The organism is Promicromonospora soli (assembly GCF_014653785.1).
Taxonomy (GTDB): Bacteria; Actinomycetota; Actinomycetes; order Actinomycetales; family Cellulomonadaceae; genus Promicromonospora; species Promicromonospora soli.
Genome location: NZ_BNAS01000003.1, coordinates 63,662 through 84,474 on the forward strand (window position 1 = coordinate 63,662; position 20,813 = coordinate 84,474).

At 68.9% G+C, this 20,813-nt stretch carries 13 protein-coding genes and 1 tRNA gene; all 14 read left to right on the forward strand.

All coding sequences use genetic code 11. From position 1 onward, the window contains the following. Positions 1-254 precede the first annotated feature (254 nt). Positions 255-330, forward strand: a tRNA-Trp gene (locus tag IE250_RS10430). A gap of 101 nt (positions 331-431) precedes the next feature. Continuing rightward, positions 432-677 (forward strand): preprotein translocase subunit SecE, encoded by a 246-nt coding sequence (secE, locus tag IE250_RS10435; RefSeq protein WP_189669256.1) that lies wholly within the window; start codon positions 432-434, stop codon positions 675-677. 248 nt (positions 678-925) lie between these two features. After that, a complete protein-coding gene (gene nusG / locus IE250_RS10440; protein ID WP_189669257.1) occupies positions 926-1,741 on the forward strand; it encodes a transcription termination/antitermination protein NusG in 816 nt (271 codons plus the stop codon). Between the two features lie 74 nt (positions 1,742-1,815). Continuing rightward, positions 1,816-2,247: a 50S ribosomal protein L11 gene (gene rplK, locus IE250_RS10445; protein WP_108492315.1), complete on the forward strand. Its 432-nt coding sequence runs from the start codon at positions 1,816-1,818 to the stop codon at positions 2,245-2,247. Between the two features lie 162 nt (positions 2,248-2,409). Beyond that, positions 2,410-3,126, forward strand: coding sequence for a 50S ribosomal protein L1 (rplA, locus tag IE250_RS10450; RefSeq protein ID WP_189669258.1), 717 nt, complete (start codon positions 2,410-2,412; stop codon positions 3,124-3,126). Positions 3,127-3,403: 277 nt separating this feature from the next. Then, positions 3,404-4,036, forward strand: coding sequence for an RNA polymerase sigma factor (locus IE250_RS10455; RefSeq protein ID WP_189669259.1), 633 nt, complete (start codon positions 3,404-3,406; stop codon positions 4,034-4,036). Further along, positions 4,027-4,587 (forward strand): hypothetical protein, encoded by a 561-nt coding sequence (locus tag IE250_RS10460; RefSeq protein ID WP_189669260.1) that lies wholly within the window; start codon positions 4,027-4,029, stop codon positions 4,585-4,587. The genes IE250_RS10455 and IE250_RS10460 overlap by 10 nt, the downstream gene beginning before the upstream one ends. 90 nt (positions 4,588-4,677) lie before the next feature. Further along, positions 4,678-6,201 (forward strand): S8 family peptidase, encoded by a 1,524-nt coding sequence (locus IE250_RS10465; RefSeq protein ID WP_189669261.1) that lies wholly within the window; start codon positions 4,678-4,680, stop codon positions 6,199-6,201. Between the two features lie 53 nt (positions 6,202-6,254). Further along, complete coding sequence (locus IE250_RS10470) at positions 6,255-8,843, forward strand: CHAT domain-containing protein (RefSeq protein ID WP_229872339.1); 2,589 nt, start codon at positions 6,255-6,257, stop codon at positions 8,841-8,843. A 129-nt stretch (positions 8,844-8,972) separates the two neighbouring features. Next, positions 8,973-11,567: a CHAT domain-containing protein gene (locus IE250_RS10475; protein ID WP_189669263.1), complete on the forward strand. Its 2,595-nt coding sequence runs from the start codon at positions 8,973-8,975 to the stop codon at positions 11,565-11,567. Positions 11,568-11,899: 332 nt separating this feature from the next. Further along, on the forward strand, positions 11,900-12,430 hold the full coding sequence (gene rplJ / locus IE250_RS10480) for a 50S ribosomal protein L10 (RefSeq protein ID WP_189669264.1): 531 nt from the start codon (positions 11,900-11,902) through the stop codon (positions 12,428-12,430). A gap of 84 nt (positions 12,431-12,514) precedes the next feature. Beyond that, the gene (gene rplL / locus IE250_RS10485; protein ID WP_189669265.1) at positions 12,515-12,898 is read left to right on the forward strand and encodes a 50S ribosomal protein L7/L12; all 384 of its coding nucleotides are present in this window, start codon (positions 12,515-12,517) and stop codon (positions 12,896-12,898) included. 394 nt (positions 12,899-13,292) lie between these two features. Beyond that, complete coding sequence (rpoB, locus tag IE250_RS10490; protein WP_189669266.1) at positions 13,293-16,805, forward strand: DNA-directed RNA polymerase subunit beta; 3,513 nt, start codon at positions 13,293-13,295, stop codon at positions 16,803-16,805. Between the two features lie 95 nt (positions 16,806-16,900). Then, positions 16,901-20,785 (forward strand): DNA-directed RNA polymerase subunit beta', encoded by a 3,885-nt coding sequence (locus IE250_RS10495; protein ID WP_189669267.1) that lies wholly within the window; start codon positions 16,901-16,903, stop codon positions 20,783-20,785. The last annotated feature ends 28 nt before the right edge of the window (positions 20,786-20,813 follow it).

The window sequence follows — 20,813 nt, forward strand, 5'->3', positions numbered from 1 at the left end:
CATGGCCCGCGCGGTCCCCGTGGCGGGACGCCCGTTCGGCTACATCTGCTGTCCACCGTTCGATGGACGGTGCCCCTTTGGTCAAGCCGCCCCTCCGGTGGTCGAGCTTGTCGAGACCCTCGCAGGGCCACCCGGAACGAGTTCGACCTACGGCCGTGGGTACCGTACAGTTGTGCCTCGGTGATCGATGCTCACCTGATGTGGCGCGCCTCTCACGGGCTCGCAGCAGTGCATGTCAAAGGCATCGGACACAAAGGGTAGTGGCGCAATTGGTAGCGCAGCGGTCTCCAAAACCGCAGGTTGCAGGTTCGAGTCCTGTCTACCCTGCCAGCGTGAACCCCAGCGGGGCCGCGCGCAGCGGGCCCACGTGAGTGGACCTGGAACGCCAGTCCGCGCCGCCCGGCGCGCCGGGCCACAGGAGTGGGGTAGCAGTGAGCGACACCGAGGTGATCCAGAGCGCCGCGGAGCGTCCGAGCAAGGGCGGCGGCAACATCTTCGCCCGAATCGCGCTCTTCGTGCGCCAGGTGGTGGCCGAGCTCAAGAAGGTCGTCTCGCCGACGCGTTCCGAGCTCATCACGTACACGACAGTCGTGCTTGTCTTCCTGGTCGTCGTCATGATCTTCGTGGTGGCGCTGGACTACGGCTTCGGCCTTCTCGCCGGCTGGGTCTTCGCCTGATCAAGCTCGTCGGAGACGGCAGCTGACGCAGTCGTGGACGGGGCCTGATCGCGGGCCCGCGACGGTCCGGGTGCGCCGGACGAGCACATGGGGCACGCTGCGCAGTACTTCGCTGTGACCGTTCTCGCTCGTTGCTGATTGTCCCTTCGCGGTACTTTCGCGCGACAATGGGCGGACACAGCTCGTAGAGGTACGCACACCCGTGCCGGGCGCAGCCCCGGCGCACGAAGAGAAAGCAGGTTCGTTTCGTGTCCCAGGACTCTCTGGACCAGACGGAGAACGTCTCGCCGTCCGACGCCTCCGATGCGGCTGTCGACGCGCCCCTGGACGCCGAGAACGCTGACGTGCCTGCGGACGCCGAGACTCCGGCCGAGAACGACGCCGAGACCACGGACGAGGGCGACGCCACCGACGAGCGCCCCGTCGACGCCGACGGCGACGTCATCGTGGACGAGGTCGAGGAGTTCAAGCGAACCCTCCGCGGCCTGCCGGGCGACTGGTACGTCATCCACTCGTACGCGGGTTACGAGAAGCGCGTGAAGACCAATCTCGAGAACCGCATCCAGAGCCTGAACATGGAGGACTACATCTTCCAGGTCGAGGTTCCGATGGAGGAAGTCGCCGAGATCAAGAACGCTCAGAAGAAGATTGTGAGCCGGGTCCGCATCCCGGGCTACGTCCTCGTGCGCATGGACCTGACCGACGAGTCGTGGGGCGCCGTGCGGCACACGCCGGGCGTCACGGGCTTCGTCGGGCACACGCACCAGCCGGTGCCGCTGAGCTTCGACGAGATCTACTCGATGCTCGCGCCGTCGATGCTGCCCCAGCCGGCCCACGCCGGCCAGCAGGCCGCCGGTGGCGGTGCGACGACCGGTGGCAAGGCTCCAGTCCACGTCGACTTCGAGGTCGGCGAGTCGGTGACCGTGACCGACGGGCCGTTCGACACGCTGCCCGCCTCGATCTCCGAGATCAACGTCGAGGCCCAGAAGCTCAAGGTCCTCGTTTCAATCTTCGGCCGGGAGACCCCGGTCGAGCTGGGGTTCAACCAGGTCGCCAAGATCTGATCCGTTCGTCCCCTCAGCATTGCAACCGGGTCATCGCCCACGGCGTCGGCCCACCGAACAGAAGGTAGACAAGCATGCCCCCGAAGAAGAAGGTCTCCGGCCTCATCAAGCTGCAGATCCAGGCCGGCGCCGCGACGCCGGCTCCGCCGATCGGCCCCGCGCTGGGCCAGCACGGCGTGAACATCATGGAGTTCTGCAAGGCGTACAACGCGGCGACCGAGTCGCAGCGCGGCAACGTCGTTCCGGTCGAGATCACGGTGTACGAGGACCGCTCGTTCACGTTCATCACCAAGACGCCGCCGGCCGCTGAGCTGATCAAGAAGGCCGCGGGCGTGCCCAAGGGCTCGCCGACGCCGCACACGGTCAAGGTCGCCTCGATCACGAAGGCTCAGGTCCGCGAGATCGCCACGACCAAGCTGCCGGACCTCAACGCGAACGACCTCGACGCCGCATCGCTGATCATCGCGGGCACGGCCCGCTCCATGGGCATCACCGTCTCGGAGTGATCCCCCTCGTTGTGGGCGCGATCGTTGCGCCTATAACGGGCGCGTAGTCTCAACGATCACGCGCACAACGAGACCTGACAGACCAGAGTGACCGGCGGACGTCGTCGGGCACCAGCAGTGGCAGGGCATACCGGGCCCGCTACGACCACAAGGAGAGAAAACATGGCAAAGCGCAGCAAGGCGTACCTCGCCGCCGCGGAGAAGATCGACAGCGACACGCTGTACGCGCCGCTGGACGCGATCCGTCTCGCCAAGGAGACCGCCACCGTCAAGTACGACGCGACCGTCGAGGTCGCGTTCCGCCTCAGCGTCGACCCGCGCAAGGCTGACCAGATGGTCCGTGGCACGGTCAACCTGCCGAACGGCACGGGTAAGACCGCCAAGGTCATCGTGTTCGCCAACGCCGCCAAGGCGGAGGAGGCCCGCGCGGCCGGTGCCGACGAGGTCGGCGGCGACGACCTGATCGAGAAGGTGGCCGCCGGCTACACCGACTTCGACGCGGCCGTCGCCACGCCGGACCTCATGGGCAAGGTCGGTCGCCTCGGTAAGGTGCTGGGTCCCCGTGGCCTCATGCCGAACCCGAAGACCGGCACCGTGACGATGGACGTGACCAAGGCCGTCACCGACATCAAGGGCGGCAAGATCGAGTTCCGTGTCGACAAGCACGCGAACCTGCACTTCATCATCGGCAAGGCCTCCTTCTCGGAGACCCAGCTGCTGGAGAACTACGCGGCCGCGCTCGACGAGGTCCTGCGCCTCAAGCCGTCGTCCTCGAAGGGTCGCTACATCAGCAAGGCGACCATGACCACGACGATGGGCCCCGGCATCCCGCTGGACCAGAGCAAGACCACCAAGCTGCTGGAAGACGCCTCGGCCTGATCCGAGCGCTCCTGAGCGCAAGAAGGCCCGCATCCCCTCGACGGGATGCGGGCCTTCGTGTTTCTTTTCCACACTATGTATCGAACCGGCCATTAGCCCCTCTTGTCTGATGAGCGGCATGGCGCCGACGTGAGCCGAGGAGAGAGGGGAGCGCCCGTTGGGCACTATCTTCGTCCTCCCCGGTTCCGTGATCTCGGCCGTAGACTCGGCTGGTCCAAGTGGTCCACGTCCGGAACCGGGCCTGGAAACATCCGCCAGCAGAGAATCCCGTGGTGCAATGACAGGATCAAGGGAGGCCCTGCCCGACGTCGACGGGTCCGGGCTCACGTTGGGCGATCGCGCTGCGATCGCCCTGACCGAGTACCGCGAGGGCAACCGGCAGGCGCTCGGCGAGCTCGTCCGCGAGGCGACGCCGCTGCTCTGGCACACGGTCCGCGCGCAGGGCGTCGACCAGGACGCCGCCGAGGACGTGGTGCAGAGCACCTGGGTCGCGCTCGTGCGGCACGCGGAGACGATCGCGGAGCCCAAGGCCGTGCTGAAGTGGCTCCTGGTGACGGCGAAGCGCGCCGCCTGGGAGTCCGTGCGCAAGCACCGTGACGACGAGAAGCGCCGCACCGAGCTACCGGACGACAGCCCAGAGCATCCGATGGCGCTCCCCGCGAAGGATCCGCTGCCCGACGCCGAGGTGCTGCGCGACGAACGCGATCGCATCCTGTGGATGTCGCTCCAGAAACTTCCCGGACGCTGCCAGGAACTGCTGCGTCTGGTTTCGCTCGCCGATCGGCCGGACTACCGGCACATCTCGGCGGCGATCGGAATGCCGATGGGCTCCATCGGCTCGACCCGTGGCCGCTGCTTGGCGAAGCTGCGCACCATCCTCGACGAGCAAGGGGACTTCTCGTGGATCTGACGCCGGAATCCAACCAGGACGACGAGGCCGTGGGGGACCTCTCGTTCGACCCGAAGGGCGCGCTGGACGCCGGGGACGGCGCCGTGCTGACCCGTCTCGCCCGCGCCGTCGAGGCGGTGGATCCCGTGCCGGACGACCTGGTCGAGCGGTCGCTGTTCGCGATCACGCTGGCCGGCCTCGAGGCCGACCTGATGGAGGCCGTCTACCTCGACACCCCGCTGGCCGGCGTCCGGGGGGCCGCCGCAGCTGCCCGCGCCGACGACACCGCGCCCGCCGAGGCGAAGACGATCACCTTCACGCACGACTCGCTGACCGTCATGATCAGCCTGTCTCCGGCCGCGGGTGGCCGGGTACGGATCGACGGCTGGGCCGCGCCGGCGGCCGGCCTGGACGTGGAGCTGCACCGACCGGGAGTCGACGTCGTCACTGTTGCCTCCGACGAGGACGGCCGGTTCGCCTTCGACTCCGTCGAGCGCGGCCGAGCCAGCCTGGTAGTCCGCCGGACCGACGGCGGTGGCGGGGCCGTGAGCACGCCGGTCATCGAACTTTGACTGCCTGACCTCTGAATCTCTGACCTTCAGACCCGGCCAAGGGGCTTGGCAGGGTCTCTCAAGTACGCCTATCGATCGAGAGGTACTGCTGTGAGTGAGCCAATGCCCGAGGGCATGCGCGTCCGGGACCACGCGGGTGGATGGCGGCCGGTCCGGGAACTGGATCCGGCGTCGGACCGGCTTCCCGGTGGGGGTCGCGCCGCGCCGACTCGTTACGTTCGTGACCGCGTGATCATCCGCGGCGATGTCGAGGGGGGCCACAACGCGCTCCTCGACATGATCACGGCTCGCGCCCGCGAGAACGGCGTATCTGTGACCGTGGGGGAGTTTGACCAGGCGCCGTCGCGCGAGGCTGCCGACGTCCTCGGAGCGCGGCCCGATGTCGAGGTGCGGCTCGACGCGGTGCGGGACGACTGGGACGCACTCGGGCTCATGGTATCGGTCGTGCAGGACGCCGGGGAGAGCCGCAAGCGGGTTTCACTGGACCATGTAGTGACGGGCCACAAGAATCATGCCGGATTTGGCGACCCGCACAAGCGGGTTCCTGCGGTATTTCCGGGGACGCCGCCTGTCCGCACCGCCAACGGGACGTCGCCCCTGGTGACGTCGGACGGGGTCGACCGGCCGGTTGTGGCGATCCTCGATACCGGCATCGGGCAGCACCCGTGGTTCGACGAGCCCGGGACGGTCGTCCTTCGCGGCGCAGAACTTGACGGCCAGCCCATCGGGACCTACCCCGAGGAGGACGTGGATGCAGAGCGCGAGGGACGCCGCGACGGTGCGACGTCACCGCTCGACCCTTATGCGGGCCACGGCACCTTCATTGCCGGGGTTGTCCACCAGACGTGCCCTGACGCGGCACTGCTCCCGGTCCGCGTCTACGGCGGGGACGGCACGGCTTCCGAGTGGGACTTCGCACGATCGGTGGAGCGGCTCCTGGAGTTCCACCTGCGCGGACTCGCAGGAGTCCCGGGGTACTTTCCCGTCGACGTCATGGTGATCGCCAGCGGCTACTACCTGGAGCACCCCGAGGACGATGACGACTACGAGGGTGTCTACCGCGGCCGACTCCGGGATCTGCGCCGGGCGGGCGTGCTCGTGGTGGCGTCAGCGGGCAATGACGGATCCACCCGGAGGACCTTTCCCGCTGGCTGGGCACCGCCGGTTCGGCGCACGAGCAACGGGGTGGTGCCCGCCGACGCACATGACCTCAGCCCCGAGTACACGCCGTTGCTGGGCGTGGCCGCGTCCAACCCGGACGGCACCCTGGCCGACTTCAGCAACGATGGCGCCTGGATCTCGGCAGTCCGCCCGGGCGTCCAGGTCCTGAGCACGATGCCCACCACGTTCGACGGGGCGGCGGAGGGCGAGCGGTCGGCGGACGGACTGCGGCACGCTATCGACCCGGACGACTTCACGCACGGCTACGGGACGTGGAGCGGAACCTCGTTCTCGGCACCCCACCTCGCGGGTGAGCTCGCGGCGGTGATTTTCGCGGGCCGAGCCGCCGGTCAGCTGCCAGCGGCGAATGCTCTGGGCCGTGTCAGCGACGCCTGGCATGCTGTGACTCAGGTCGGGGATCTCTACTCGGAGGTGCCCGGGGTGCCAGTGTGATGTCCTGAGGGGTGCGGTGAGTAGAGGTGGGTAGGAGTGCGGCGGGCTTCAGGGTGCTCGCCGAGCGATTCGAGCGGGCGCGGGAATGGAACATCCGCGCCCGCCCGCGTCGTGCTCGCCGCGAGTTTCAGGCTCTCCTTCGCGACCTCGACAGCTACGACGAAGCGGATCTCGCCACTGACGAGCGCGTCACGTGGGCGTGGCTTCTCGCGCGGTCCTGGATGGGACTTGCCCAGGCGGACCTCGCATGTACCGGAGATCTTCAGGCTGCGCTCGGATCGCTCGACCGGGCTCTGGGCGCCGCACAATTGGTCGACGGCGTGGAGCGTCGTCGCATCGAGGCCGTGACCTCGGGGCAACGGGGGATGTTTCTGCTCAACGCCGGGGAGCTTGAGGAGGCGGTGCGGCTCTTCGATCGGGTGCTCGCAGTCAGCGACGACGGGGAACCCCGAGATCTGGCCGTTGCGTACCTCAACCGGGCCTCCGCCCTGTCGGATCTCGGCGACGTTGAGGGAGCCCTGGCGGACAACCTAGCGGCGGTGCGGCATGCTGAGGCGGCCGGAACTCCGGTGCTCGTGGCCTTCGCGCGGCACAACTCAGGCTTCTACCTGAGCATGTTGGGCGATGCACCCGCGGCCCTCGCGGAGATGGCGGCCGCACGCATGTTTGCTCCGGATCAGGATGACGGTATTCCGCTTCTGGGCCGGGCTGAAGTGCTGTACAGCGTGGGCTTGCTGGACGAGGCGGAGACACTGTTAGGTGAGGCGATCCCGCAATTGCTCAAGGCCGGACTGCGCACCGATCGTGCTATTGCCGAGTACTTCCGGGCCCGGTGCCTGCTCGCGCTGCTTCGATTCGAGGAGGCGTCCGCCTTTGCTGCCCGCGCACGTAGGCACTTCACGTCCGCGGGCTACGAGCAGTGGGCCGTACTGGCGCGGGTCCTTGAGCTTGAGGCAGCACTTGCTCCGGTTCGCCGAGGTGTACAAGCTCCGACGACGCGTACTACCTACATCCGGGGAGCGCAGGCGCTCGCTGCCGCACGAGACGGGGACGCGGCGGGGCTCGTCCTCGGCCAGCATCCAGGCCACGCGGCGCGGCTGGTAGCAGCACAGTGGTTCCTGCTCGGACGCGACCTCGATGCAGCCCGAGCCGCGCTCGCGGAACTTCCCCGCGGTCTGACAAGTGCCCCGCTGACCATGCGGATCCAGCACTACACGGTCCAGGCGGAACTCTCGTTTGCGACGGGCGACCGCGCGAAGGGTCTGCGCGCGGTGCGTGCAGGTCTGGGCCTCCTCGCCAACCATCGCAGCCGACTCGGTTCGGTCGAGTCAGTCACGGCCGCAGCGGCGCACGGCGAGGACCTGAACCGCATCGACGTCACGGCCGCCGCACGAACTGGCCGTCCCGCCGCCCTGTTCGACGCGCTTGAGCGCGGACGCGCCACCTTCGCCGGCACGGGCCGCGTCACCCCGCCCGACGACGCCGAGGCCGCTGCACTCCTCACCGAGGCACGGGGCCTCCTGGCCAGGGCGCGCGAGCTGCCCGGAGGGCACGCGAGGGAGCGGGAGCGACTCTCCGGCCGTGCTCGCCGCATCCAGGACGAGGTGCGGGAGCGCTCGTGGCGGCACGCGGGCAACGCGGGCGCCGTTCAACGCCCGGTCACGGCCCGCGAACTGCGCCGAATCCTTGCTGAGCGAGGCGATGACGCATCCGTGGTGGCGAACTTCTTTGTGCTCGACAGCATGCTGCGCTGCGTCCGGGTGGACGCCAACGGCCTGACGACCATCGAGTTCGGCCCGGCGGAGGACGTGACCGAGCGGGTCCGCCGCGTCGGAGCGGACTTTGCCATGGCGGCCAACGAGTTGATCCCGGCGCCGCTTCGTGCCGCCGCCAGTTCGTCGTTGGAGCGCAACCTCAAGGCACTCGACACCATCCTTCTCGCCCCGGTGCGCGCCCAGGGCGACCTCTATGTCGTGGCACGGGAACCACTCCTCAGGGTGCCGTGGTCGGCGCTCCCGTCTCGTGGTGCGCTGCGCACCGCCGTGAATTCGTATGTCGCGCGTGGCCGCACGCATGCGCGACCCAGTGGGAAGCGGCGTCTGCTCGCAGCGGCGGGTCCGGGCGTCGCCCAAGGGGCAGACGAAGCCGCCGCCGTCGGACTGCAGTGGGCGGGTGCAACCGTGTTGACCGGGGACGATGCCGTCACCGAGCACATTCGCACGGCCCTCGCCACGCACGACGTCGTACACCTGGCAACCCACGGCCAGCACGACGCCGACAACCCTCTCTTCGCGAGCATCGACCTCGCCGACGGTCCGCTGTTCGCCCACGAGCTCGACGGCACGCCGTTGCCAGGTTCGGTGGTGATCCTGTCCTCGTGCGAGGTCGGCGGTTCCACCCAGGTGCTCGGCGGTGAGGTCCTGGGCCTGACCTCGGTGCTCCTGCGCCTGGGTGCCCGCGCGGTCATCGCGTCGGTCGCCAAGCTCTCGGACGAGCTCGCGGCCCGCGTCATGCCACGCCTGCACGCCCATCTCCGCGAGACCGACGACCCGGAAGCAGCGCTCGCAGCGGCCCTCAAGGACGTTGCCGAGCCGGTACCGCTGGTCTGCTTCAGCTCGGTCGAAGGCCTGGCAGTCACCTGATCGGTTCCCGAGGCAACCACACTCGAGCCTCCGACCTGCAACGTCGCACGGGCCGGTGACATGACCTGCCATGTCCCGCTACCGTGTCCCGCCTGAGCCCACGGGCGCGTGGAGATGGTAGGGGGCAACATGTGGCCCGAACTCGAGGCGGAGCTGCTGGCCGCCCGGGATCTGAACTCCCGGTCGCTGCCCGGCGAAGCCCTGCCCCGGTTCCGGCACGTGCTCGACCGGCTCCGAGTCATGGACCCGAGCGGCCTCGCTCCCACTGACCACGAGCGCTGGGCCGAGGGCATGATGCGCTCCCTGACGGGGGAGGCCGTGGCGGTGCAGGCGGTCGAGGACGCGCTGGACAAGCCGCTCGCCCTGCTCGACGACGCCGAGGGCCGTGCAGCCGCGGCGCCGTCCCAGAGCCAGGGACGCCTGGCCGCCGTCATCGCCGCGACGCGGGGCCTGCTCCTGCAGCGCGCGGGTCGGCTCACCGACGCCATGGCCGCCTACGACCAGGTGCTCGCAGATCCGGAGGTGCTCCCGGCGCGGGACCGGGCGGCGGCCCTGCTCAACCGCGGTGCCACCGCCATCGAGCTCGGCCGGCTGGACGCGGCGCTCCGTGACTTCGACGCCTGCCGCGAGCAGGCGATGCGCGCCGGCCTGTCCAACATCGCTTCCCTGGCCCTGCACAACACGGGGTTCGTGCGGTACGCGCTCGGGGACCTGCCCGGTGCGCTGCAGGCCATGGCCGCCGCCCGCGCGGTCGACCCGGAGCGCGCCGACGGGGTGCTCGACATCGGCCGTGGCGCCGTCCTCTACGAGGCCGGCCTGATCGAGGAAGCTGAGCAGGTCCTCACCCAGGCGATCTCCCGAATGTCCGTGCCCGGCCGCGCGCAGCACCGGGCGGAAGCCGAGTACTTTCGCGCCCGCTGCCTGATGGCGCTGCATCGCTGGGACGAGGCCCGCGTTTGTGCGGCCTTCGTCCGGCAGTACTACGCCGGCGTCGGTCACCCGCAGCGGGCCGCGGTAGCTCGCGTCGCGGAGCTGGAGGCGATCCTCCTGCCGATCCGGCGCGGTGAGACGCCCGTGCCGAGCGACGCCCTCCGCCGCGCAGAGCAGGCGCTCGAAGCGGCCGAGGCGGGAGACGAGGTGGACCCGCTGCTCGGGCAGCACCCCGGCCTCGCCGCGCGGTTCGTCGCCGCTCAGTGGTATCTCCTGGCCGACGACGTCGGCGCCGCCCGCGCCGTCCTCGACAACCTCCCGGACGGCATGGCCGACGCCCCGCTGACCACCCGGATCCAGCAGCAGACGGTGCTCGCCCAGCTCGCGTTCGCGTCCGGGGATCGCGCCGGCGGCGTGGCGGCCGTGCGCGCTGGGTTCGGGATGATGGCGGATCACAGCCTGGGCCTCGGCTCGGTGGAGTCCGTGACCGCCGCGGCGGCGCACGGCGTCGACCTGCAGCGGACCGACATCGCGGCCGCCGTGCGCACCGGCCGGCCCGATGCGCTCTTCGAGGCGGTCGAGCGGGGTCGTGCCACGTTCGCCGGGGCGGGGTGGGCCGCCGCGCCGGACGACCCCGCGGTGGGAGCACTCCTCACGGAGGCCCGCGGACTCGTCGTCCGGGCTCGAACACTCACGAACCGGGAGAGTGCGGCCGAGCGTGAGCAGCTGTTCGGACGCTCCCGCAGGCTCCTGGCGGCCGCCCGCGAACGCGCCTGGCACCGCACCGGCGACGACGCCGCGACCGGGGAGCGCCCCGCCACCGCGGCGGAGGTGCGCACCCTCCTGGCCGCCCGCGACGACGGCGCGGTGCTCGCCAACTTCATGGTGATCGACGGCGTCCTGCGGTGCGTCCGTCTGGACGCGCACGGTGCTCGCACCCTGGACCTCGCGCCCCACGCCGCGGTCGCTGAACGGGTGCTGCGCGCTCGCGCCGACCTCGGGGTGTGTGCCAACGACCTCGTGCCCACGGCGTTGCGCGACGTCGCCCGCCGCTCGCTGACCCGCAACCTCGACGCACTCGACACGCTCCTGGCGATCCCGCTGGAGGCGGACGGCCCGCTTTACGTCGCAGGCCGGGATCCGCTGGTCGGCGTGCCGTGGACGGCTCTCCCGTCCCGGCGGGGCCAGCGCACGACCATGCGCTCGTACGTCGCACGGGGACGCGCCCACCCCCGGCCGGGGGAGGGGCGCCGGCTCCTCGCGGCGCACGGCCCCGGCGTGACGCTCGGAGCGAGCGAGGTGCGGGCCGTGGGCGAGGTCTGGGCGGGCGCGACCGTCCTCACGGGAGGGGCCGCGACCACGGCCGCGGTGCGCGAGGCGCTCGCGACCCACGACGTCGTGCACCTCGCGACACATGGCAGGCACGACGCCGACAACCCTCTCTTCGCCTCGATCGACCTGGCCGACGGCCCGCTGTTCGCGCACGAGCTCGACGGCACGCGGCTGCCGGGCTCCGTGGTGATCCTGTCCGCGTGCGAGGTCGGTGGCTCGTCCCAGGTGGTCGGCGGCGAGGTGCTCGGCCTGACGTCGGTCCTTCTGCGGCTCGGCGCCCGCGCCGTCGTCGCGGCCGTCGCACCGCTCTCCGACGCCGTCGCCGCCCGCGTGATGCCACGGTTCCACGCCCACCTGCGCGCGACGGACGACCCGGAGGCCGCGCTGGCGGCGGCGCTCGCGGACGAGCCCGAGCCCGCGCCGCTGGTGTGCTTCGGCTCCCTGGAGGGACTCCCGCGCTGACGGCCGGCGTCCGGGCGTGGCGGGCGGCGTCGGGCAGCGTGTGGCGAGGGCCACCGCCCGCCGGTGCGGCACCACCCCAGGGATCGTGTAACCTTCTCAGGTAACCCAAGACCGCCGGTCGTCCGACGCTGCCCGCTCTTCACGAGCACAGGGCGGAAGAAGACCGAAGTCCCGCTGAGAGCGGGGGCCTGCGCAGGTGACGAACTCGAGTGTGGCCCTGCCGCACGAACCGAGCCCCGTGCGCCTGCGCCGGGGCTCTTTTTCTCGTTCCGGGGCAACGCCCGGGGCTCACGCCCCAGGGGGCCGGTGGTACCACCACCGGAAGGATTGCCATGGCGAGGCCGGAGAAGGCAGCCGCTGTCGCAGAGCTGGCGGGCAAGTTCCGCGGCTCGAGCGCAGCCGTGCTGACCGAGTACCGCGGGCTCACCGTCGCGCAGCTCAAGGAGCTGCGTCGGTCGCTCAGCGGCAACGCAACCTACGCCGTGGTGAAGAACACGCTGACCAACATCGCGGCCAAGGAAGCCGGCATCGACTCGCTCGACGCCGACCTCAAGGGTCCCTCCGCGATCGCGTTCGTGACCGGTGACCCGGTCGAGGCCGCCAAGGGTCTGCGTGACTTCGCCAAGGCGAACCCTGCTCTGGTCATCAAGGGCGGCGTGCTCGACGGCCGCCCGATGTCCGCTGCAGAGATCACGAAGCTCGCGGACCTCGAGTCCCGCGAGGTTCTGCTGGCCAAGGTGGCCGGCGGTCTGAAGGCCACGCTGACGCGTGCCGCGTACGCCTTCACCGCCAAGCCCGCCCAGGTCGCTCGCGTTATCGATGCCCTGCGTCAGAAGCAGGAGTCGGAGGGCGCTGCCGCCTGATCGGGCGGTCGCGCTAGAACAAAACCCCCTGCTTCTGGCGGGCCGGAACCGGCCCGCGAAGCGCCTACTGAAAGGAACGCCATCATGGCGAAGCTCTCCACCGACGAGCTCCTGTCCGCCTTCGAGGAGCTCACCCTCATCGAGCTCTCCGACTTCGTGAAGGCTTTCGAGGAGAAGTTCGACGTCACCGCTGCCGCCCCCGTTGCCGCCGCCGCGGCCGGTCCGGCTGCTGCCGCCGCTGAGGCTGTCGAGGAGAAGACGGAGTTCGACGTCATCCTCGAGGCCGCCGGTGAGAAGAAGATCCAGGTCATCAAGGAGGTGCGCGCGCTCACGTCCCTCGGTCTCAAGGAGGCCAAGGACCTGGTCGACGGCGCGCCGAAGCCGGTTCTCGAAGGCGCCGACAAGGACGCCGCCGAGAAGGCCAAGGCTGCCCTCGAGGGCGCCGGCGCCACCGTCACCCTCAAGTGACCTCTGGTCTGACCGCCTTCGGGCTGGTGTGACGGCTGCCCGGGTTCGTCCCGGGCGGCGTCCGCCGACTGCAGAGGCCCGCACCCTTCGGGGTGCGGGCCTCTCGTGCTCTCCAGGCTCGTGCGTGCGCCGCGGCGGTGCGGATACGCAACGATTCGAGGATTCGTACCGTCTCGACATGCAGGTCCTGGGGCGACTGGACATACTTAAGGGAGATAGGTATGCTAGCGCTTTGCGCCCGCGTGTGCCCTCGACGCCTCCCCCTGCTTCCCCGAATGTCCTGGTTGCATCCCCATTTGCGGGATGCCCTCCGGCGACCGGTGAAGTCCGGCAGAGCTTCCTGCAGCACCGCAGAGCGTACAGCGTTCACCCGAACTGCAGGGAAGGACCCCTCTTGGCTGCCTCGCGCACCCCTTCAGCTCCGTCCGCCGAAGCCATTGCGAACCGTACCGCTTCCCGTCGCGTTTCTTTCGCAAAGATCTATGAGCCACTCGAGGTCCCCGACCTGCTTGGCCTTCAGACCGAGAGCTTCGACTGGCTTCTTGGTAACCCAGCCTGGCAGGCCAGGGTAGAAACTGCCAAGGCGGCTGGCCGTAATGATGTCCCGGAAACTTCGGGGCTGGAGGAGATCTTCGAGGAGATCTCCCCGATCGAGGACTTCGGGTCCTCGATGTCCCTCTCCTTCTCGAACCACCGCTTCGAGCCGCCGAAGTACACGGCGGACGAGTGCAAGGAGAAGGACTTCACCTACGCGGCTCCGCTGTTCGTCACCGCGGAGTTCGTCAACTACACCACCGGTGAGATCAAGAGCCAGACGGTCTTCATGGGCGACTTCCCGCTCATGACGGCACGCGGCACCTTCATCATCAACGGCACCGAGCGTGTCGTCGTCTCCCAGCTGGTGCGTTCGCCGGGCGTCTACTTCGAGCGCACGCCGGACAAGACCAGCGACAAGGACGTCTTCTCCGCGAAGATCATCCCGTCGCGTGGTGCCTGGCTGGAGTTCGAGATCGACAAGCGCGACGCCGTCGGCGTCCGCGTCGACCGCAAGCGCAAGCAGTCCGTCACCGTGCTGCTCAAGGCCCTCGGCATGAGCGAGGCGGAGATCCGCGAGGAGTTCGCCGAGTTCCCGTCCGTGCTCGACACGCTCGAGAAGGACCACGTCCACACCGAGGACGAGGCTCTTGTGGACCTGTACCGCAAGATCCGCCCGGGCGAGCCGCCCACGGTCGAGGCCGGTCGCGCGCTGCTCGAGAACTTCTACTTCAACCCCAAGCGTTACGACCTCGCGAAGGTCGGGCGCTACAAGGCGAACAAGAAGCTCGGTGTCGACGCGGAGCTGGCCGAGTCCACGCTGTCGCTGACCGACGTCGTCGCGACGATCAAGTACCTCGCTGCCCTGCACGCGGACAAGGCGATCCTGTCCGGCGTCCGCAACGGCAAGGCCGTCGAGGTGCGCGTCGAGACCGACGACATCGACCACTTCGGCAACCGCCGCATCCGCGCCGTCGGTGAGCTCATCCAGAACCAGGTGCGCACGGGTCTCTCCCGTATGGAGCGCGTGGTTCGTGAGCGCATGACCACGCAGGACGTCGAAGCCATCACGCCGCAGACGCTGATCAACATCCGTCCGGTTGTCGCGTCGATCCGTGAGTTCTTCGGCACCTCGCAGCTGTCGCAGTTCATGGACCAGAACAACCCGCTGGCCGGCCTGACGCACAAGCGGCGCCTGAACGCGCTGGGCCCGGGTGGTCTGTCCCGCGACCGCGCCGGCATGGAGGTCCGTGACGTCCACCCGTCGCACTACGGCCGCATGTGCCCGATCGAGACCCCTGAGGGTCCGAACATCGGTCTGATCGGTTCGCTCGCGTCGTTCGGTCGCATCAACCCGTTCGGCTTCATCGAGACGCCGTACCGCAAGGTCGAGAACGGCAAGGTCACCGACAACATCGAGTACCTGACGGCCGATGACGAGGACCGTTACATCATCGCGCAGGCGAACACGCCGCTGCTCGAGGACGGCACCTTCGTGCTCGACCGTGTCCTGGTCCGCACCAAGGGTGGCGAGACCAACGACATCCCGGGTGCCGAGGTCGACTACATGGACATCTCGCCGCGCCAGATGGTGTCGGTCGCGACTGCCCTGATCCCGTTCCTCGAGCACGACGACGCCAACCGTGCCCTCATGGGTGCGAACATGCAGCGTCAGGCGGTGCCGCTGGTCCGGTCCGAGGCTCCTGTGGTCGGTACCGGCATGGAGCGCCGTGCGGCTGTCGACGCCGGCGACGTCGTCGTGGCGACCAAGCCCGGTGTCGTCACCGAGGTCTCGGCCGACCTGGTGCTCGTGGCGAACGACGACGGCACCACGGGCTCGTACCGCATCCACAAGTTCGTGCGCTCGAACCAGGGCACGAGCTACAACCAGCGCGTGCTGGTCGACGAGGGTGCACGCATCGAGGTCGGCTCCGTCCTCGCGGACGGCCCGGCCACGGACGAGGGCGAGCTCGCGCTCGGACGCAACCTGCTCGTCGCGTTCATGTCGTGGGAGGGCCACAACTACGAGGACGCGATCATCCTGTCGCAGCGCCTCGTGGAGGACGACGTCCTCTCCTCGATCCACATCGAGGAGCACGAGGTCGACGCTCGCGACACCAAGCTGGGCCCCGAGGAGATCACGCGGGACATCCCGAACGTCTCCGAGGAGGTCCTGGCGGACCTCGACGAGCGCGGCGTGATCCGCATCGGTGCCGAGGTCGGCGCCGGCGACATCCTGGTCGGCAAGGTCACCCCCAAGGGTGAGACCGAGCTGACCCCGGAGGAGCGACTGCTGCGTGCGATCTTCGGCGAGAAGGCGCGCGAGGTGCGCGACACCTCGCTCAAGGTGCCTCACGGCGAGCAGGGCACGGTCATCGCGGTGCGCGAGTTCAACCGGGAGGACGGCGACGAGCTGCCCGCCGGCGTGAACCAGCTGGTGCGCGTGTACATCGCGCAGCGCCGCAAGATCACGGTCGGTGACAAGCTGGCCGGCCGTCACGGCAACAAGGGCGTCATCTCGAAGATCCTCCCGCAGGAGGACATGCCGTTCCTCGAGGACGGCACGCCCGTCGACGTCATCCTGAACCCGCTTGGTGTGCCGGGCCGCATGAACGTGGGCCAGGTGCTGGAGACCCACCTCGGGTGGATCGCCAAGCAGGGCTGGGACGTCTCCCTCGCCGAGGACAAGGGCGGGGAGTGGCTGAAGAGCCTCCCCGAGGTCGCTCACACGAGCGAGCCGGGCCGCCCTGTCGCCACTCCGGTGTTCGACGGTCTGGAGGAGGTCGCGCTCCGCGGTCTCTTCGGGGCGACCCTGCCCAACCGGGACGGCCAGCGCATGGTCGACCACGACGGCAAGGCGATGCTGTTCGACGGCCGCTCCGGCGAGCCGTTCCCCGAGCCCGTCTCGACCGGCTACATGTACATCCTGAAGCTGCACCACCTGGTCGACGACAAGATCCACGCGCGTTCGACCGGCCCGTACTCGATGATCACGCAGCAGCCGCTGGGTGGTAAGGCGCAGTTCGGTGGTCAGCGATTCGGTGAGATGGAGGTCTGGGCACTCGAGGCGTACGGCGCCGCGTACACGCTCCAGGAGCTCCTCACCATCAAGTCCGACGACGTCCCGGGCCGTGTCAAGGTCTACGAGGCGATCGTCAAGGGCGAGAACATCCCCGACTCGGGCATCCCGGAGTCCTTCAAGGTTCTACTCAAGGAGATGCAGTCGCTGTGCCTGAACGTCGAGGTGCTCTCGAGCGACGGTGTCTCCATCGAGATGAAGGAGTCCGACGACGAGGTGTACCGCGCCGCTGAGGAGCTCGGGATCGACCTCTCGCGGCGGCCCAACGCCGCCTCCAGCGTCGACGAGATCTGACACCGGTCCGCGCCCGGGGCACCGGGCGCGGACCCGGACACCAGGCGCGGTCCTGGACACCAAGGATTTTCGAGAACTTCAGGAAGTAGGACATCTTGCTCGACGTCAACGTCTTCGACGAGCTGCGTATCGGCCTCGCCACGGCCGAGGACATCCGTGCCTGGTCGCACGGTGAGGTCAAGAAGCCAGAGACCATCAACTACCGCACCCTCAAGCCGGAGAAGGACGGGCTCTTCTGCGAGAAGATCTTCGGCCCCACCCGCGACTGGGAGTGCTACTGCGGTAAGTACAAGCGCGTGCGCTTCAAGGGCATCATCTGCGAGCGCTGTGGCGTAGAGGTCACGCGCTCCAAGGTGCGCCGTGAGCGCATGGGCCACATCGAGCTCGCCGCGCCCGTCACGCACATCTGGTTCTTCAAGGGTGTGCCGTCCCGCCTGGGCTACCTGCTGGACCTGGCTCCGAAGGACCTGGAGAAGGTCATCTACTTCGCGGCCTACATGATCACGTCGGTCGACGACGAGGCCCGCCAGGAGGACCTGCCCAACCTGCAGAACGAGATCGATCTCGAGAAGAAGGAGATCTCCGACCGCCGGGACAACGACATCAACACCCGCGCCCAGAAGCTCGAGGCCGACCTGGCCGAGCTCGAGGCCGAGGGTGCCAAGGCCGACGCGCGCCGCAAGGTGCGTGACTCCGCCGAGCGCGAGATGGCTCAGATCCGCAAGCGTGCGGACCAGGAGCTGGACCGCCTCGAGCAGGTCTGGGACCGGTTCAAGAACCTCAAGGTCGCTGACCTCGAGGGCGACGAGATGCTGTACCGCCAGCTCCAGGACCGCTACGGCACCTACTTCGAGGGCGCCATGGGCGCGAACGCGATCCAGCAGCGTCTCCAGAACTTCGACCTGGACGCCGAGGCCGAGTCGCTGCGGGAGACCATCCGCTCCGGCAAGGGCCAGCGCAAGACCCGTGCCCTCAAGCGCCTCAAGGTCGTGAACGCGTTCCTGACGACCACGAACTCGCCGACCGCGATGGTGCTGGACGCCGTCCCGGTCATCCCGCCGGACCTGCGCCCGATGGTGCAGCTCGACGGTGGCCGGTTCGCGACGTCGGACCTGAACGACCTGTACCGCCGCGTCATCAACCGGAACAACCGCCTCAAGCGGCTTCTGGACCTGGGCGCGCCGGAGATCATCGTCAACAACGAGAAGCGGATGCTCCAGGAGGCCGTGGACTCGCTGTTCGACAACGGCCGCCGTGGCCGCCCGGTGACGGGCCCCGGCAACCGTCCGCTGAAGTCGATCTCCGACATGCTCAAGGGCAAGCAGGGCCGGTTCCGCCAGAACCTGCTCGGTAAGCGAGTCGACTACTCGGGCCGTTCGGTCATCGTCGTCGGCCCGCAGCTCAAGCTGCACCAGTGCGGCCTGCCCAAGCAGATGGCGCTCGAGCTGTTCAAGCCGTTCGTCATGAAGCGGCTCGTGGAGCTCAACCACGCGCAGAACATCAAGAGCGCCAAGCGCATGGTCGAGCGCACCCGTCCTGTGGTCTGGGACGTGCTCGAAGAGGTCATCACGGAGCACCCCGTGCTCCTGAACCGTGCGCCGACGCTGCACCGCCTGGGCATCCAGGCGTTCGAGCCGCAGCTCGTCGAGGGCAAGGCCATCCACCTGCACCCGCTCGTGTGCGGCGCGTTCAACGCCGACTTCGACGGTGACCAGATGGCCGTGCACCTGCCGCTGAGCGCCGAGGCGCAGGCCGAGGCCCGCATCCTCATGCTCTCGAGCAACAACATCCTGAAGCCGTCGGACGGCCGTCCGGTGACCATGCCTTCGCAGGACATGATCATCGGTCTGCACCACCTCACGAGCGACCGCCCGGGCGCCATGGGCGAGGGCCGCGCGTTCGGTTCCGTGGCCGAGGCCATCATGGCCTTCGACCGCAACGAGCTCGACATCAACGCCAAGATCAGGCTGCTGATGTCGGACCTCGTGCCGCCGCTGAAGGACTTCGAGGCACCCGAGGGCTGGGAGCAGGGGCAGCAGCTCCTGTTCGACACCACGCTCGGCCGGTACCTGTTCAACGAGGCGCTGCCCGTCGACTACCCGTACGAGAACGGTGTGGCCGACAAGAAGCGTCTGTCGACGATCGTCAACGACCTCGCGGAGCGGTACCCGAAGGTGGAGGTGGCCGCGGCGCTGGACGCGCTGAAGGACGCCGGCTACCGGTGGGCCACCCGCTCGGGCGTCACGATCGCCATCTCCGACGTGGCCGCGCCGACGGTCAAGGGAGAGATCCTCGACGAGCACGAGGCTCGGGCCCTCAAGGTCCAGCAGCAGTTCGACAAGGGTCTGATCACCGACGACGAGCGCCGTCAGGAGCTCATCGAGATCTGGACGCAGGCTACCGACAAGGTCGCACAGGCCATGCGGGTCAACCTCGAGAGCAACGCGCGCAACACCGTCATGCGCATGGTGGGCTCGGGCGCCCGTGGTAACTGGATGCAGGTTCGTCAGATCGCCGGTATGCGCGGTCTGGTGGCGAACCCGAAGGGCGAGATCATCCCTCGTCCGATCAAGTCCAACTACCGCGAGGGCCTGTCCGTCCTCGAGTACTTCATCGCGACGCACGGTGCCCGTAAGGGTCTGGCCGACACGGCCCTCCGTACGGCGGACTCGGGTTACCTGACCCGTCGTCTGGTGGACGTCTCGCAGGACGTCATCATTCGCGAGGACGACTGCGGCACCGAGCGTGGCCTCACGTTGCCGGTCGCGGAGAAGCTCGCGGACGGTTCGCTCGTCCCGGACGACCGCGTCGAGACCAGCATCTACTCGCGTACCTTCGCGACCGACGTGGTGGACGCCGACGGCAACGTCATCGCGACCGCCGGGTCGGACGCGGGCGACGTCGTCATCGACCAGGTCATCGCCGCGGGCATCTCGAGCGTCAAGGTCCGTTCGGTCCTGACGTGCGAGTCCCGTGTCGGTACCTGCGCCAAGTGCTACGGCCGCTCCCTGGCCACGGGTCTGCTCGTGGACATCGGCGAGGCCGTCGGCATCATCGCGGCACAGTCGATCGGTGAGCCGGGCACGCAGCTGACGATGCGTACCTTCCACACCGGTGGTGTTGCCGCCGCTGAGGACATCACGCAGGGTCTGCCGCGTGTCACCGAGCTCTTCGAGGCCCGTACCCCGAAGGGTGAGGCGCCGATCGCGGAGTACACGGGTCGCGTGACGATCGAGGACACCGAGCGGACGCGTCACCTGGTGCTCACGCCGGACGACGGTGGCGAGGAGATCAAGTACCCCGTCACCAAGCGTGCGCGCCTGAAGATCGCGGACGGCGACCACGTCACGGTCGGCACCCAGCTCGTGCAGGGTGCTGTCGACCCGAAGAAGGTGCTGCGGATCCTCGGCCCGCGCGCCACGCAGACGCACCTGGTGGACCAGGTCCAGGAGACCTACCGCAGCCAGGGCGTGGACATCCACGACAAGCACATCGAGGTCATCGTGCGGCAGATGCTGCGTCGCGTGACCGTGCTCGACTCGGGTGACTCGCAGCTGCTGCCGGGCGAGCTCGCGGAGCGCATGCGCTTCGAGGACGCCAACCGCAAGGCCGTGTCGGAGGGTGGCCAGCCGGCCGCCGGCCGTCCGGAGCTGATGGGTATCACGAAGGCTTCGCTCGCCACCGACTCGTGGCTCTCGGCGGCCTCCTTCCAGGAGACCACCCGAGTGCTCACCGAGGCGTCGATGAGCGGTCGCCGTGACCCGCTGCTGGGCCTCAAGGAGAACGTCATCATCGGTAAGCTCATCCCGGCCGGTACGGGTCTGCCCCGTTACCGCAACGTCGAGGTGGAGCCGACCGAGCAGGCCAAGGCCGAGCTCTACCCGAGCTTTGGCTACGACGAGATCGACTTCCCGACGCTCGGTATGGGCTCGGGCGAGGCGATCCCGCTGGAGGACCTGGACCTCGGCGACTTCCGCTGAGCTAGCTCCCCCTCGCCGAAGTAGAACC

Coding starts and splice junctions, on each gene's coding strand:
- rplK (WP_108492315.1), top strand. CDS start 1,816: ATGCCCCCGAAGAAGAAGGTCTCCGGCCTCATCAAGCTGCAGATCCAG.
- rplA (WP_189669258.1), top strand. CDS start 2,410: ATGGCAAAGCGCAGCAAGGCGTACCTCGCCGCCGCGGAGAAGATCGAC.
- rplL (WP_189669265.1), top strand. CDS start 12,515: ATGGCGAAGCTCTCCACCGACGAGCTCCTGTCCGCCTTCGAGGAGCTC.
- IE250_RS10475 (WP_189669263.1), top strand. CDS start 8,973: ATGTGGCCCGAACTCGAGGCGGAGCTGCTGGCCGCCCGGGATCTGAAC.
- IE250_RS10455 (WP_189669259.1), top strand. CDS start 3,404: ATGACAGGATCAAGGGAGGCCCTGCCCGACGTCGACGGGTCCGGGCTC.
- rplJ (WP_189669264.1), top strand. CDS start 11,900: ATGGCGAGGCCGGAGAAGGCAGCCGCTGTCGCAGAGCTGGCGGGCAAG.